This window comes from Streptomyces sp. NPDC005962 (assembly GCF_040629205.1).
In the GTDB taxonomy this organism is placed as follows: domain Bacteria; phylum Actinomycetota; class Actinomycetes; order Streptomycetales; family Streptomycetaceae; genus Streptomyces.
This window is the reverse complement of the sequence record NZ_JBEXVE010000001.1, coordinates 742661-757225: the sequence shown is the minus strand read 5'-3', so window position 1 is coordinate 757225 and position 14565 is coordinate 742661. Positions and strand designations below refer to the sequence as shown.

The 14565-nt window shown below is 71.1% G+C and carries 11 protein-coding genes and 1 tRNA gene; 6 read left to right on the top strand and 6 right to left on the bottom strand.

The features are described 5' to 3' along the window. Window positions 1-31: 31 nt before the first annotated feature. Window positions 32-1417 (bottom strand): cystathionine beta-synthase, encoded by a 1386-nt coding sequence (locus ABZ370_RS03610; RefSeq protein ID WP_358615754.1) that lies wholly within the window; start codon window positions 1415-1417, stop codon window positions 32-34. A gap of 209 nt (window positions 1418-1626) precedes the next feature. On the opposite strand from ABZ370_RS03610, the gene ABZ370_RS03605 reads away from it, so the two are divergent. From ABZ370_RS03605 to ABZ370_RS03595, 3 genes are all read left to right on the top strand, one after another. After that, window positions 1627-2643: an SGNH/GDSL hydrolase family protein gene (locus ABZ370_RS03605; RefSeq protein WP_358615751.1), complete on the top strand. Its 1017-nt coding sequence runs from the start codon at window positions 1627-1629 to the stop codon at window positions 2641-2643. Between the two features lie 457 nt (window positions 2644-3100). Further along, the gene (locus tag ABZ370_RS03600; protein ID WP_358615749.1) at window positions 3101-4321 is read left to right on the top strand and encodes an acetyl-CoA C-acetyltransferase; all 1221 of its coding nucleotides are present in this window, start codon (window positions 3101-3103) and stop codon (window positions 4319-4321) included. 236 nt (window positions 4322-4557) lie between these two features. Further along, window positions 4558-5502 carry a hypothetical protein gene (locus ABZ370_RS03595; RefSeq protein ID WP_358615747.1) on the top strand — a complete coding sequence of 315 codons (945 nt, stop codon included), beginning with the start codon at window positions 4558-4560 and terminating at the stop codon, window positions 5500-5502. 72 nt (window positions 5503-5574) lie between these two features. On the opposite strand, the gene ABZ370_RS03590 is transcribed toward ABZ370_RS03595, so the two are convergent. Next, complete coding sequence (locus tag ABZ370_RS03590; protein WP_358615744.1) at window positions 5575-5922, bottom strand: hypothetical protein; 348 nt, start codon at window positions 5920-5922, stop codon at window positions 5575-5577. A 120-nt stretch (window positions 5923-6042) separates the two neighbouring features. Between ABZ370_RS03590 and ABZ370_RS03585 the strand changes: the two genes are divergently transcribed. Beyond that, on the top strand, window positions 6043-6273 hold the full coding sequence (locus ABZ370_RS03585; protein ID WP_055557681.1) for a DUF4287 domain-containing protein: 231 nt from the start codon (window positions 6043-6045) through the stop codon (window positions 6271-6273). A gap of 174 nt (window positions 6274-6447) precedes the next feature. Here the strand turns inward: ABZ370_RS03585 and ABZ370_RS03580 are convergent, their stop codons facing one another. Both ABZ370_RS03580 and ABZ370_RS03575 read right to left on the bottom strand, forming a co-directional pair. Then, window positions 6448-7344, bottom strand: a complete 897-nt coding sequence (locus ABZ370_RS03580; RefSeq protein ID WP_358615741.1) for a Bax inhibitor-1/YccA family protein — start codon at window positions 7342-7344, stop codon at window positions 6448-6450. A 207-nt stretch (window positions 7345-7551) separates the two neighbouring features. Beyond that, window positions 7552-7634: transfer RNA gene (locus ABZ370_RS03575), tRNA-Leu, on the bottom strand. 402 nt (window positions 7635-8036) lie between these two features. Between ABZ370_RS03575 and ABZ370_RS03570 the strand changes: the two genes are divergently transcribed. Beyond that, window positions 8037-8819 carry an ABC transporter ATP-binding protein gene (locus ABZ370_RS03570; protein WP_358615738.1) on the top strand — a complete coding sequence of 261 codons (783 nt, stop codon included), beginning with the start codon at window positions 8037-8039 and terminating at the stop codon, window positions 8817-8819. A 75-nt stretch (window positions 8820-8894) separates the two neighbouring features. Beyond that, window positions 8895-11441 (top strand): ABC transporter permease, encoded by a 2547-nt coding sequence (locus tag ABZ370_RS03565; RefSeq protein ID WP_358615736.1) that lies wholly within the window; start codon window positions 8895-8897, stop codon window positions 11439-11441. A 64-nt stretch (window positions 11442-11505) separates the two neighbouring features. Here ABZ370_RS03565 and ABZ370_RS03560 read toward each other — a convergent pair whose 3' ends face one another. Both ABZ370_RS03560 and ABZ370_RS03555 read right to left on the bottom strand, forming a co-directional pair. Continuing rightward, a complete protein-coding gene (locus ABZ370_RS03560; RefSeq protein WP_358615733.1) occupies window positions 11506-12822 on the bottom strand; it encodes a cyclopropane-fatty-acyl-phospholipid synthase family protein in 1317 nt (438 codons plus the stop codon). 209 nt (window positions 12823-13031) lie between these two features. Continuing rightward, window positions 13032-14417, bottom strand: a complete 1386-nt coding sequence (locus ABZ370_RS03555; protein ID WP_358615730.1) for an NAD(P)/FAD-dependent oxidoreductase — start codon at window positions 14415-14417, stop codon at window positions 13032-13034. Window positions 14418-14565: the final 148 nt, after the last annotated feature.

The window sequence follows — 14565 nt, the reverse complement described above, 5'->3', positions numbered from 1 at the left end:
GTACCACTTCGCCGAAGCCCCAACCCGGCGGCTATTTGGCGACGTTGGCCAGGTAGGCGAGCAGGTCCTGACGGCTGACGACGCCCTTGGGCTTGCCCTCCACCAGCACGACCGCCGCGTCCGCCCGGCCCAGGACGGCCATCAGGTCCTCGACCGCCTCGCCCGAGCCGACGTGCGGCAGGGGCGGGCTCATGTGCTTCTCCAGGGGGTCGCCGAGGGAGGCGCGCTGGGCGAACAGGGCATCCAGCAGCTCCCGTTCCACGACCGAGCCGATGACCTCGGCGGCCATCACATCGGGGTGTCCGGCGCCGGGCTTGACGATGGGCATCTGCGAGACGCCGTACTCCCGCAGGACCTCGATGGCCTCCCCGACGGTCTCCTCGGGGTGCATGTGGACGAGCGACGGCAGCCCGCCCGCCTTGCCCTGGAGGACGTCGCCGACGCGCACGGACGGGCCCTCCTCCTCCAGGAAGCCGTAGTCGGCCATCCACTCGTCGTTGAAAATCTTGGAGAGGTAGCCGCGGCCGCTGTCCGGCAGCAGCACGACGACGACGTCGTCCGGGCCGAGCTCCTTCGCGACCTCCAGCGCGCCGACGACCGCCATGCCGCAGGAGCCGCCGACGAGCAGCCCCTCCTCGCGGGCGAGCCGCCGGGTCATCTGGAAGGCGTCCTTGTCGGACACGGCGACGATCCCGTCGGCGACGGTCCGGTCGTACGCGGTGGGCCAGAAGTCCTCGCCGACGCCCTCGATGAGGTACGGGCGCCCGGAGCCGCCGGAGTAGACGGAGCCCTCGGGGTCGGCACCGATGACCTTGACCCGGCCGTCGCTCACGTCCTTCAGATAACGGCCGGTGCCGCTGATCGTGCCGCCCGTGCCGACGCCCGCCACAAAGTGGGTGATCTTGCCCTCGGTCTGCTCCCACAGCTCGGGACCGGTGGTCTCGTAGTGCGAGCGCGGGTTGTCGGGGTTGCTGTACTGGTCGGGCTTCCAGGCACCGGGGGTCTCGCGCACCAGGCGGTCGGAGACGTTGTAGTACGAGTCGGGGTGGTCGGGGTCGACGGCGGTCGGGCAGACGACGACCTCGGCGCCGTACGCCCGCAGCACGTTGATCTTGTCGGTGGAGACCTTGTCCGGGCAGACGAACACGCACTTGTACCCCTTGCGCTGGGCGACCATCGCGAGGCCCACGCCGGTGTTGCCGGACGTCGGCTCGACGATCGTGCCGCCGGGCTCGAGCGCGCCCGACGCCTCCGCCGCCTCGATCATCCGGACCGCGATGCGGTCCTTCACCGAGCCGCCGGGGTTGAAGTATTCGACCTTGGCCAGGACGGTGGCCCGGATGCCCTCGGTCACGGTGTTGAGCTTCACCAGCGGGGTGTTGCCGACCAGCTCAATCATCGATTCGTAGTACTGCACGCCTGCTCCTGGTCCGGAATCCGCGGGATCTCCGCGTCGGGACGGCCGCGTCGCGGGCCGGTACAGCCAGCTTATTGCGCGGACCCGCCCGCCGACCCTCGGTTGTGGACAAGCACTCTGCGGTTGTGGACAAGCACGCAGGGGGCACCAAGTGGTTAGCAAGGCGTACAAAGGAACAGAAGGCGTTCGGTAGGAGGTGGGCTGGACCCATGTCGATGTCGAGGGCGAGGGTTGCGCGGCGGATCGCGGCCGCGGCGGCGTACGGGGGCGGCGGGATCGGGCTGCTGGGCGGGGTGACCGCCGTGCTGTTGCTCACCGAGCTGTCACTGGCGAGGCGGATCGTGGGCGGCTCGGAGGAGGCTCCGCCGCGCGCGGACGGCCGCTACGGGTTCGCCTTCGCACGGAGGACCGGCCAGCCCCCTCTGCGGCTGGCCTTTCTCGGCGACTCCACAGCCGCCGGACAGGGCGTCCACCGCCCTAGTCAGACGCCGGGCGCGCTGCTGGCCTCCGGGCTCGCGGCGGTGGCGGAGCGCCCGGTGGACCTGCGGAACGTGGCACTCCCGGGGGCGCAGTCCAGCGATCTGGAACGGCAGGTCACGCTGGTCCTGGGGGACCCGGAGCAGCTGCCGGACGTCTGCGTCATCATGATCGGCGCGAACGATGTCACCGGGCGGATGCCGCCCGCGCAGTCGGTGCGGCTGCTGGCGGAGGCGGTGCGGCAGCTGCGCGAGAGCGGCTGCGAGGTCGTGGTGGGCACGTGCCCCGACCTGGGCACGATCGAGCCCGTCTACCAGCCCCTGCGCTTCGTCGCCCGCCGCCTCAGCCGCCAGCTGGCGGCGGCGCAGACGATCGGGGCGGTCGAGCAGGGCGGCCGTACGGTGTCGCTGGGCGATCTGCTGGGGCCGGAGTTCGCGGCCAATCCGCGGGAGCTGTTCGGGCCGGACAACTACCACCCCTCGGCGGAGGGGTACGCGACGGCGGCGATGGCCCTCCTGCCGACGCTGTGCGGTGCGCTCGGGCTGTGGCCGGAGGAGGCGCCGGAGACGCGCGACGAGGGCATTCTGCCGGTCGCCACGGCGGCGGCCGCCGCAGCGGCGGAGGGCGGCACCGAGGTGACGGCGGCGCGCGGCCCCTGGGCCCGCCTGCTGCGCCGCAACCGCCCCGCCGGGGAGGACATGGCCGAGGGTGCCGCCCCGGCCCCCTCACCGCCCCCGGTGACGCACTGAGGGGGCTTGTTCCCCACCCCGCCCCTTCCCGAACCCGGAGGCTCCGCCCCCGGCCCCCCGCTCCTCAAACGCCGGAGGGGCTGGGGTGGGGGCACCTCCGACCCGAGCCGCGACTCCCCGAACGCCGTGGAGGCAGGGAGAGGGGCACCTCCGACCCTGGGCCCGGCTCCCCTTCGCGCCGGAGGGGAGCCGGGATGTGCCAACCGGGGCCGGAGTGCGCGGCCTCCGGCCTGGGCCCCACGGACCGGGCGGGGGCCTGAGGTGGCGGTACGGCGGGGGCTGGGGCCGACCGGCAACCGCGCGGCGGCGGCGAACCCGCGACAGCGGGCGGCGGCTGAGCGTACGCTTAGGAAAAAGAGGTCGGCGTCACAGCGTTCGGCTCGTGACCCCCGCTCTACGTGCGGGCAACTTCCCTCACAGTCCCAGTCGTAGCCCCGATCCGCCCCATGGAGCCTTGATGCCCGAAGCCGTGATCGTCTCTGCCGCCCGTTCGCCCATCGGCCGTGCCTTCAAGGGGTCGCTCAAGGATCTGCGGCCCGACGATCTGACCGCCGAGATCATCCAGGCCGCTCTCGCCAAGGTGCCCCAGCTCGATCCGCGGGAGATCGACGATCTGATGCTCGGCTGTGGTCTGCCGGGCGGGGAGCAGGGACACAACCTCGGGCGGATCGTGGCCGTGCAGATGGGCATGGACCATCTGCCCGGGTGCACGGTCACCCGGTACTGCTCCTCGTCGCTGCAGACCTCGCGGATGGCGCTGCACGCCATCAAGGCGGGCGAGGGGGACGTGTTCATCTCGGCGGGCGTCGAGATGGTCTCGCGCAGCGCCAAGGGCACTTCGGACGGGCTGCCGGACACCCACAACCCGCTGTTCGCCGACGCCGAGGCCCGTACCGCCGCGCTCCCCGAGCAGGCGGGCACCGACTGGCACGACCCGCGCGAGGACGGGCTGATCCCCGACGCGTACATCTCGATGGGCCAGACCGCCGAGAACCTGGCCCGGCTCAAGGGGATCACCCGCGAGGACATGGACGCGTTCGGCGTGCGGTCCCAGAACCTCGCCGAGGAGGCCATCAAGAAGGGCTTCTGGGAGCGCGAGATCACCCCCGTGACGACCCCCGACGGCACGGTGGTGGCCACGGACGACGGGCCGCGCGCGGGGACCACGCTGGAGGGCGTACAGGGCCTGAAGCCGGTCTTCCGCCCCGACGGTCTGGTCACCGCGGGCAACTGCTGTCCGCTCAACGACGGAGCCGCCGCGCTCGTGATCATGTCCGACACCAAGGCGCGCGAGCTGGGCATCACCCCGCTGGCGCGGATCGTGTCCACCGGCGTCTCCGGCCTCTCCCCCGAGATCATGGGCTACGGACCTGTCGAGGCGTCCAAGCAGGCGCTGTCCCGGGCCGGGCTGGCGGTCGGCGACATCGACCTGGTGGAGATCAACGAGGCGTTCGCCGCGCAGGTCATCCCGTCCTACCGGGACCTGGGCATCGACCTGGACCGGCTCAACGTCAACGGCGGCGCGATCGCGGTGGGCCACCCGTTCGGCATGACCGGCGCCCGCATCACCGGCACGCTGATCAACTCGCTCCAGTTCCACGACAAGCAGTTCGGCCTGGAGACCATGTGCGTGGGCGGCGGCCAGGGCATGGCGATGGTCATCGAGCGGCTGAGCTGATCCGAACCGGTAGCCAGTGGCTACACGGCCCGAGCGCGAGTTGTGACCCAATCTCCCCCAGGATGTGACCAACGTCCTGGGGGAGACGCGTCGCCCCAGCTCAGCGGTGGTGGAGGGCCCCCTTCCGGGCATGGACTTCGGTCCGCTCGGTGACGTCACGCACTGACGCCGAGAGGCGAACCGAGTCAAGCTGAGGTAGGAATTCGGGGGATCGACAGCAACCGGGAGTTACGTCAGTGAGCCCCATGACCCTTGCCCTCCTGCTGGCCGCGGTGGCCGCCACGGCCACCGGCGCCGCAGCACTGCACACCGCGCGCGGCGTGCGGCGGCAGATCGCCGCGCTGCGCGCGGAGCTGGCCGCCTCGGTCGCCGCGGGCCGGGCGGACCGGTCCGGGGAGGACGCCGTCACGGTGCCCGCCGCCCGCGCCACCCCCGCCGCCGAGATACGCGCGGCCGTCGCCGACGCGCTCGCCGAGGAGCGGGAGCGCGAGCTGGCCGAGGCCCGGGCGTTCTGGGCCGCCCAGGAGGCCCGCGACTCGGCCGGGTCGTCCGACGCCCCCTCGCTGCTCGGCGGGCTGGCCGGGCTCGGCGAGGACGCCCAGCACGACGCGCCGCACGACGCCCAGCTCTTCGTCCCCCGCCAGGCCGACCTGGCCGGTCTGGAGCCCCTGCTCGGCCTGGACGCGCTGGGGCCGGACGTCCGCGACTCCGCCGGGGAGCAGGAGCCGGAGGAGCCCATGGAACTGGAGGTGGGCGTCGAGGTCGGTGCCGAGCTCTGCGCCGAGACGGAGCAGGAGGCCGAGGCCGTCGAGTCGCCCGAGCTGGCCGCCGCGCGCCGCCGCCACCCCTCGCACCCCGACTTCACGCCCTCGACCCCGGTCGCCGACCACGACCGCACCGTGGCCCGGCTGACCGAGCTGGCGGAGGCCCGTACCCCGCTGACGGACGTACGCCCCGGACCGCTCGGCACGCTCGACGTGTACGTCTTCGCCGACGGCACCACGATCTGCATGACCCCCGGCCACCGGGAGACGGCCGAACGGCTGGCGGAGGCGCTGCGCGCGGGCACCGCCCCGGTGCTGCTCGGCGGCTCGGGCGTCTCGGGCGCGTACGCCCTCACCTTCGGCTGCGGCGGCGAGAACGTGTACGTCCTCGCCGACCGCGTCATCGCCTCGCTGTGAACGCGAACGTGAACCTGAACGCGAACGCGCACGTGTCCATCGGCGGATAGCCCCGCGCCCGCCTCGGGACCCTCAGAGCCCGCAGCGCCCCGCCGCCGCCTCGACGAGCGCGACCGCCTCGGCCGCGCGCCCGCTCCCACCGCTCTCCGCGTCCGCTGCGCCACCCGGCGCGCGCTCCAGCGCGTGCGCCAAGTCATGACCCGCCACCGCGACCTGGTCGGCGATCATGAACACCCCCGCGTCCGGCATGATCCGCGGCGGGGTCCCGGGCGCCTCCAGACGCTGGGCCCGCACGGACAATTCCCTCGCCAGAGCCAGTCCTTCGGCCGCCGCGCCCTGGTGCAGCCGGGACTGCGGAAGGGCGCGCAGCCGGTCGGCGAGACGGTCGACGGCACGGAGCAGGTACGTCGCATCATCCACGCCGAGAGCGTATGCGCCACCGACGGACTGTTGCCAACGGCCGAACACTCAGGCACGGTGAGCTGAAGGACCCCACCCGGGTGTGAACCCGGGCCCGGAATGACGCGTCCGGAGGCGCCGATGTCCCAGATCTTCTCCGACGAGACTCACCGGAACCTACTCTCCCGCATCCCCCAATGCACCGGCCGTGATGTTGCCGACTGGCTGCGTACCGTAGACGAAGGTCCCGCCTTCTTCCGCTTCGAGGAGAAGGTCAGCTGGCTGCGGGGCGAGCACCAGCTTGCCTACGGGCACGCCAAAGCGATCATCCACGAACACGACCTGAGGCGCGCGGCGCGCAAGCTGCTGTAGCTCGCTGCGGCCCGCTGCCTGGAGGCGGAGCGTGTACCACAGACGGGCACGGCACAAGAGCGGCTTATGCCGCAGACGGCGAAGGGCCCGTGGAGGCGATTGCCTCCACGGGCCCTTCGGCTGTGCGGGGTGCGGGGTGGCCCGGGGGCCGCAACCCCCGGACGCCTTCCAGAGCTAGTCCCTGAAGATGGAGATCAGCCGGAGCAGCTCCAGGTAGATCCACACCAGCGACAGCGTCAGACCGAACGCGGCCAGCCAGGACTCCTCGCGCGGAGCGCCGTACCGGACGCCGTCCTCGACCTGCTTGAAGTCCATCGCCAGGAACGCGGCACCGAGCACGACACCGATGATCCCGAAGACGATGCCCACGGGGCCGGAACGCAGGCCCATGCCGTCACCGCCGCCGATGGCGGCGAACAGCAGGTTGACCGCCATCAGCAGGATGAAGCCGATGGCCGCCGCGAGCACGAAGCGCTGGAAGCGCGCGTTCACCCGGATGAGCCGGGTCTTGTACGCGGCGAGCACACCGACGAAGACGGCCATCGTGCCGATGACCGCCTGCATCGGGGCGCCGGACCAGCGCTCGTTGTACACCTGGCTGATGACGCCGAGGAAGAGCCCCTCGAAGAGGGCGTATCCCATGATGAGCGCGGGCGAGGGAGTGCGCTTGAACGACTGCACCAAGCCCAGCACCATCGCGACCAGCGCGGCGCCGATGCCCGCGCCGATGGGCAGGTGGGCGATCCAGGCGGCCGCGGCGGCGACGATGACGGTGCCCAGCGTCATGCCGGTGCGCATGACGACGTCGTCCATCGTCATCCGGCCGGTCTGCGGACCGGCCGGGGGCGCTCCGTACATCTGCTGGAGCTGCTCGGGCGTCAGGTTCTGCTGGCCGCCCGCCGCGTAAGGGTTGGCCGGTGCCTGCTGCGCTTGCGCATACGGGTTACTGCCCGCGTAGGGGTTGCCCTGTGCCGCGGCGGGGCCCCCGGCCTGCTGGGCCGCGCCGAAGCCGGCGTAGCCGCCGCCGCGGCTGAACCCCCGTCGCGAGAAGACCGGGTTGCTGCTCCTCATCTCACTCCTCCGTGGCCGCCCTGCGCGACCTTGCCTCAAGAGTAATGGGTAAGCAAAGAAAGCACCCTAGTGCCCAAGGAGGATCTTTTCACGCGCGCGCGGACGGCGCGAGGTCCCCCCGGAAGCCGGTGCGGGACCGGACGCGGGCCCTGGTCGCACGATGGGCGACCGGGCGCGCACGCAGAGTGCGCCCACAAGAGCTGGAGGTGCCCGGAACCGGACTTGAACCGGTACGCCCGCGAGGGGCAGCGAGGTTTAAGCTCGCCGTGTCTGCATTCCACCATCCGGGCAGGCGGCTCACCCTGGGACGTACGACGTGCGTACCTCCCTCCCCATAGGAGAGCAGCACGAGCCTATCCGGGCCGATGGACCCGAACAGCGAATCACCGGACCGAGGTTGTCTTATTTTATTGGCAACTGAGGGCCCATCAGCAGCGGGTCGGGCTACCCGCCGAAGCCAGCGCCCGACCGGACCTGCTTATATGCCCTGTGACCCCTTTGACGGCGGATTGACGCAATCTCGATGCCCCCGTTCGGGGGGTCCTCTCCTACCCAAGGAGGACTCCGGCCGACGCGCCTACGACCCGAGTCGCGCGCAGAACCGGAGGAGCGAGGGATTACGTCCCTCCCTCCGGCAAGGACGATGGAAGGACGTCCCGGCCGACCGCACCGCACGACAGGAGCTCCCCACCGTGACCACCAGCACTTCCGGCGTCGAGACCGCCGCCCGTCCCACGACGGCGGCGGCCCGAGCAACGGACCTCTCCAAGGTCTACGGACAGGGCGAGACCCAGGTCGTCGCCCTCGACGCCGTCTCCGTCGAGTTCCGGCAAGCCGAATTCACCGCGATCATGGGCCCGTCGGGTTCGGGCAAGTCGACGCTCATGCACTGCATGGCGGGCCTCGACTCCGTCTCCAGCGGCTCGGCCCGCATCGGCGATGTCGAGCTGACCTCCCTCAAGGACAAGAAGCTCACCCAACTGCGCCGCGACAAGATCGGGTTCATCTTCCAGGCGTTCAACCTGCTGCCGACGCTGAACGCGCTGGAGAACATCACCCTGCCGATGGACATCGCGGGGCGTAAGGCCGACCAGCGGTGGCTGGACCAGGTCGTGGAGACGGTCGGCCTCGCCGGGCGGCTCAAGCACCGGCCCAGCCAGCTCTCCGGCGGTCAGCAGCAGCGTGTCGCCGTGGCCCGCGCGCTGGCCGGCAAGCCCGACATCATCTTCGCGGACGAGCCCACCGGAAACCTCGACTCCCGCTCCGGCGCCGAGGTGCTGGGCTTCCTGCGCAACTCGGTGCGCGAACTGGGCCAGACCGTGGTCATGGTGACCCACGACCCGGTCGCCGCGGCCTACGCCGACCGGGTGGTCTTCCTCGCCGACGGCCGGATCGTGGACGAGCTGCTGGACCCCACCGCCGACTCGGTGCTGGACCGCATGAAGCGGTTCGACGCCAAGGGCCGTACGAGCTGACGCGAGGCGCGCGTCCGTCACCGCACGCCGCTGTCGCCTCCGCACCTCTCTCTATCCTCCCCAGGACTGACTCCCATGCTCCGTACCGCCTTGCGCAACGTGCTCGCGCACAAGGCCCGGCTGCTGATGACCGTCCTCGCCGTCATGCTCGGCGTGGCCTTCGTCTCCGGCACCCTGGTCTTCACCAACACCATCTCCGCCGCCTATCAGAAGAGCTCCGAAAAGGGCTTCGACGGCGTCGACGTCGCCATCACCCCGCATAAGAAGGACTCCGGCTCGGCCGTCCCCGGCGACACGCCGCGGCTCGGCCAGCCGGTGCTCGACAAGGCGGCCAAGGTGGACGGCGCCGCCTCCGCCACCGGCGTCATCAAGGGCTTCACCGCCCTCTCCGACCGCAACGGCGAGATGCTCGGCGGCGGCTTCTCCACCCTCGGCGGGAACTACTACCCGGGCCCCGACGGCAAGGACCCGCGGTACACGATGACCGAGGGCCGCGCGCCCCAGGCCGCGGGCGAGATCGCGCTCGACTCCAAGTCCGCCCAGAAGGGCCACTACAAGGCCGGTGACACCATCCGGGTGTCCGTGAACGGCCCGGTGCGCACCGAGAAGATCGCGGGTGTCTTCACCACCGAGGACGGCAACGTCGCGGCGGGCGGCAGCCTCGCGCTGTACGACAACGCCACCGCGCAGAAGCTGTTCGCCAAGCCCGGCCAGTTCGACGAGATCGACGTGAAGGCCGCCCCCGGGACGTCGCAGGCCGCCCTGAAGTCCGCGGTCGACAAGATCCTGCCCGCGGACGCGCAGGCCGCCACCGGCCAGAAGCTCGCCGACGACCAGGCCGAGCAGATCAAGCAGGGCATGAGCAGCATGCAGACCGCGATGCTGGTGTTCGCCGGGATCGCGCTCTTCGTCGGCATCTTCATCATCGCCAACACCTTCACCATGCTGGTCTCCCAGCGCACCAAGGAACTGGCCCTGATGCGGGCGGTCGGCGCGAGCCGCCGCCAGGTGACCCGCTCGGTGCTGATCGAGGCCACCGCCGTCGGCGCCATCGCGGCTGTCGTGGGCATGGCCGCCGGTGTCGGCATCGGCGCCGGGCTGCGCTCGCTGCTCAGCGCCACCGGGGCCGTCGTCCCGGACGGACCGCTGGTCATCGAGCCGACCACCGTGCTGGCCTCGCTGCTCGTCGGCGTCGTGGTGACCGTGCTCGCCGCCTGGCTGCCCGGCCGCCGCGCCGCGAAGATCCCGCCGATCGCCGCGATGAACAGCGTCCACGCGGCGCCGACGACCCGCGGTCTGGTGGTACGGAACACGATCGGCGCGATCCTCGGCGCCATCGGTGTCGCGCTGGTGCTCTACGGCTCCGGCCAGGGCATGGACGGCAAGGGTTCGATGGCGTTCGGTGCGGCGGTCCTGGTGATCGGCGTGTTCGTGCTCACCCCGCTGCTGTCCCGGCCGCTGATCGCGGCCGCCTCTCCGGTGCTGCGGCTCTTCGGGATGTCCGGCAAGCTCGCCCGGCAGAACGCGGTGCGCAACCCGCGCCGTACCGCCGCCACCGCCTCCGCGCTGATGGTCGGCCTCACCCTGATCACCGGTATGACGGTCATCGCGGGCAGCGTCCAGAAGGGCATCGACCAGATGGCCTCGGACGGGCTGAAGGCCGACTACGTCGTCAGCATGGGCGGCGGGGGCGGGGCCCCGCGGCCGCTCTCCCCGGAGGTCTCCAAGACCCTGGAGAAGGAGTCCGAGGTCACCGCGGTCAGCCCGCTGCGCCAGGCCCCGGCCAGGATCGGCGGCGAGACGTCCACTCTGACGGGCGTCAACCCCAAGGCCGTCGCCGAACTGGTGGGCGTGGACTTCCTCCAGGGGTCCTTCTCCGGCTTCGGTGGCAAGAAGGCCGTCGTCGACGACAAGACCGCCGACAAGAACGGCTGGAAGGTCGGCTCGACCGTCCCGGTGACGTACCAGGACGGCACCAGCACCAAGCTGACCGTGGGCGGTGTGTACGAGGGCAACCAGATGGTCCGCGGCCTCTGGACCGACACCGCCACCATCACCCCGCACATGACCGCCGTCACCGACTTCCAGGTGATGCTGAAGACCAAGGGCGGCGCGACCGAGGCCAACAAGGACAAGCTGACGGAGGCGCTGGGCAACAACCCGGCCCTCCAGATCCAGACCAAGAAGGACATCTCCGACCAGATCGCCAAGCTGTTCACCCTGATGCTGAACATGCTCTACGGCCTGCTGGCCATGGCCGTGATCGTCGCGGTGCTCGGGGTCATCAACACCCTGGCCATGTCGGTCTTCGAGCGGTCGCAGGAGATCGGCATGCTGCGGGCCATCGGCCTGGACCGGCGCGGCATCAAGCGGATGGTGCGGCTGGAGTCACTGGTCATCTCGCTCTTCGGCGGGGTGCTCGGGATCGGCCTCGGCGTGTTCTTCGGCTGGGCGGCCGGTGAGCTGATCGCCACCGGGCTGCCGACCTACGAACTGGTACTGCCGTGGGGCCGGATGGGCCTCTTCCTGGGGATGGCCGCCGTCGTGGGCGTGCTGGCGGCCCTGTGGCCCGCCCGCCGGGCGGCCAAGCTCAACATGCTGGAGTCCATCAAGGCCGAGTAGACCGGCCTGGAGTGACGGGAACGGGCCTGACGCGCGGGAAGCGCGTCAGGCCCGTTCCGCGTTCTCAGCCGCGCCAGTCGCGGGCCCGCAGCGGCAGCCCGGACGCGCCGCCCTCCGGCGTACGGACGGCGAGGATCTGATTGACGCCGATCCGGTTGCGTTCGAACGACAGGGCGCAGGCGGCCATGTAGAGCCGCCAGACCCGGGCCCGGCCCGGGGAGGTCAGCCGGACGGCCCGTGGCCAGGACCGCTCCAGGTTGGCGACCCAGCGGCGCAGGGTGAGCCCGTAGTGCTCACGGATCGCCTCCACGTCGCGCACCTCGAATCCGGCCTCTTCCAGCTGGGTCACGGTCCGGCCGACGGGGGCCAGTTCGCCGTCGGGGAAGACGTAGCGGTCGATGAACTCGTCCACGTGGTACGCGTCCTCGTCCGGCTCGGGGCGCCGCGCGATCTGGTGGTTCAGCAGCCGCCCGCCGGGGGCCAGCAGCCGGTGCAGGATGCCGGTGTACTCGGCGTACCGTACGGAACCCACGTGCTCGGCCATGCCGATCGAGGAGATCGCGTCGTACGGGCCGTCGTCGATCTCGCGGTAGTCCTGCACCCGGATCTCGACCTTCTCGGTCAGCCCGGCGTCCGCGATGCGCTTACGGGCGTACACCGCCTGCTCCTCGGAGAGCGTGATGCCGACGGCGCGCACCCCGTACTCGCGCGCCGCGTGCAGCACCATCGAGCCCCAGCCGCACCCCACGTCCAGCAGCCGCTGCCCGGGCTCCAGCGCGAGCTTGCGGCAGACGAGGTCCAGCTTGGCCCGCTGGGCTTCTTCCAGCGTCGCGTCCGGTCTGTCCCAGTACGCGCACGAGTAGACCATCGAGGGGCCGAGCACCAGCTCGTAGAAGTCGTTGCCGACGTCGTAGTGGTGGCTGATGGCCTGTTTGTCACGGCGCAGGGTGTGCAGCGGCCCGCGGGTCGCCCCGGTCTCCTCGCGCGGCGGGGCCGGTGGCAGTCCGGGACCGGCGAGGGCGACCAGGTCGCGGACGGCGGTGCGGGTCTTCGGGTCGCGCAGCGACCTCAGGGCCGCGGCGAGGCGGGTCCGGCGCGGGGCGGCGGGTTCGCTCCGCTCCCACAGCAGCCCGGCCAGCTGGTCCAGCGCCTCGTAGAGGTCGCCCTCCACATCAAGGTCGCCCGCCACCCAGGCCCGGGCCAGCCCCAGTTCGCCCGGCTTCCACAGCATCCGGCGCAGCGCGCGGCGGTGGCGCAGGATGAGAACGGGGGCGCCGGGCGGACCGCTCTCGCTGCGGTCCCAGGCCCGGATGCGCAGCGGGAGCGGGGCTCCCAGCACCTCCTCGGCCAGGTCGGCGAGTCGCGCGGCGGCGTCGGTCATGTCGGCACACCTCCATGATGGCGAGTCAGGGAAGATTCACTCACCACGTAAACACCATGGAACCGCCCGAACATGCCCGCCGACACGTCTGGAATCGGTAAAAAGGGCGCACGCGAAGGGCGTCCGCCCCACGGATGGCGGACGCCCTTGGCGTGTTTTCGCTCTTGAGATGTTCCGCTGCCGGATGTGCCCGGTGCCGGGCTCCGGCGTCAGGACGCCTTGGCCTTCTCCGCGGCGACGTCGGCGGCGGGCTTCGCGGCGGCGGCCGCGGAGACCGGGGCGGCGGCCTCGTAGAACTCCTCGCGGGGGTTCTCCATGGCGCCGAGCGAGACGACCTCACGCTTGAGGAACATGCCCAGCGTCCAGTCGGCGAAGACCCGGATCTTGCGGTTGAAGGTCGGCATCGCCATGCCGTGGTAGCCACGGTGCATGTACCAGGCCAGCCGGCCCTTGAGCTTGATCTTCATCTTGCCGAGGACGATCATCGCGACGCCCTTGTGGAGGCCGAGACCCGCGACGGCACCCTTGTTGGCGTGCTTGTACTCGGCCTGCGGGAAGCCGCGCATGCCCGAGATCACGTTGTCGCCGAGGACCTTGGCCTGGCGCAGCGCGTGTTGGGCGTTCGGCGGGCACCAGGCGCCCTCGCCGCTGGCGAGGTCCGGCACCTGGGCGTTGTCGCCCGCGGCCCAGATGTAGTCGGTGTCCTTCACCTGGAGGGTCGCGCCGGTGTCCACGTGGCCGCGCGGGCCGAGCGGGAGACCGAACCGGGCGAGCGCCGGGTTGGGCTTGACGCCCGCGGTCCACACGATGGTGTTGGAGTCGACCTCGAGGCCGTTCTTGAGCACCACGTGGCCGTCGACGCAGGAGTTCATCGAGGTGTTGAGGTAGATCTCGACACCGCGGTTCTGCAGGTGCTCCAGGCCCCACTGGCCGAGCTTCGGGCCGACCTCGGGAAGGATCTTGTCGGCCGCGTCGACGAGCACGAAGCGCATGTCCTCGCGCTTCACGTTCGGGTAGTACTTGGCAGCGTCGCGGGCCATGTCCTCGACCTCGCCGATGGTCTCCGCACCCGCGAAGCCACCGCCGACGAAGACGAAGGTGAGCGCCTTGCGTCGGATGTCCTCGTCCGTGGTCGAGTCGGCCTTGTCGAGCTGCTCGAGAACGTGGTTGCGCAGGCCGATGGCCTCTTCTATCCCCTTCATCCCGATGCCGTTCTCGGCCAGGCCGGGAATCGGGAAGGTGCGGGAGACCGCTCCCATCGCGATGACGAGGTAGTCGAAGGGCAGCTCGTACGCCTCGCCGACGATCGGCTGGACGACGGCGACCTTGCGGTCCTGGTCGATGTTCGACACCCGGCCGGTGAGGACCTCCGCCTTGGGAAGCACACGCCGCAGCGGAACCACGACGTGGCGCGGAGAGATGCTGCCGGCCGCAGCTTCGGGGAGGAAGGGCTGGTACGTCATGTACGAGCGCGGGTCGACGACCGTGACGGTCGCCTCGCCGTACCGCATCTTCTTCTGGATGCGGCGCGCCGCGTACAGGCCTACGTACCCACCGCCTACAACGAGGATCCTGGGACGCTCCGTGGTGCTCATGATTCGAGTATCCAGCACCCCCCGAGGGGGACCTCGTGAGCCCCTTCACAAGCAATGTGGGGGTATCTGCTACACTCCGCCGCCCCCTTGCTGCAGGCCATAGCCCGGCCAGGGAACCGGTAACCGGAGCGCGAGGTTCCCAGCCCCG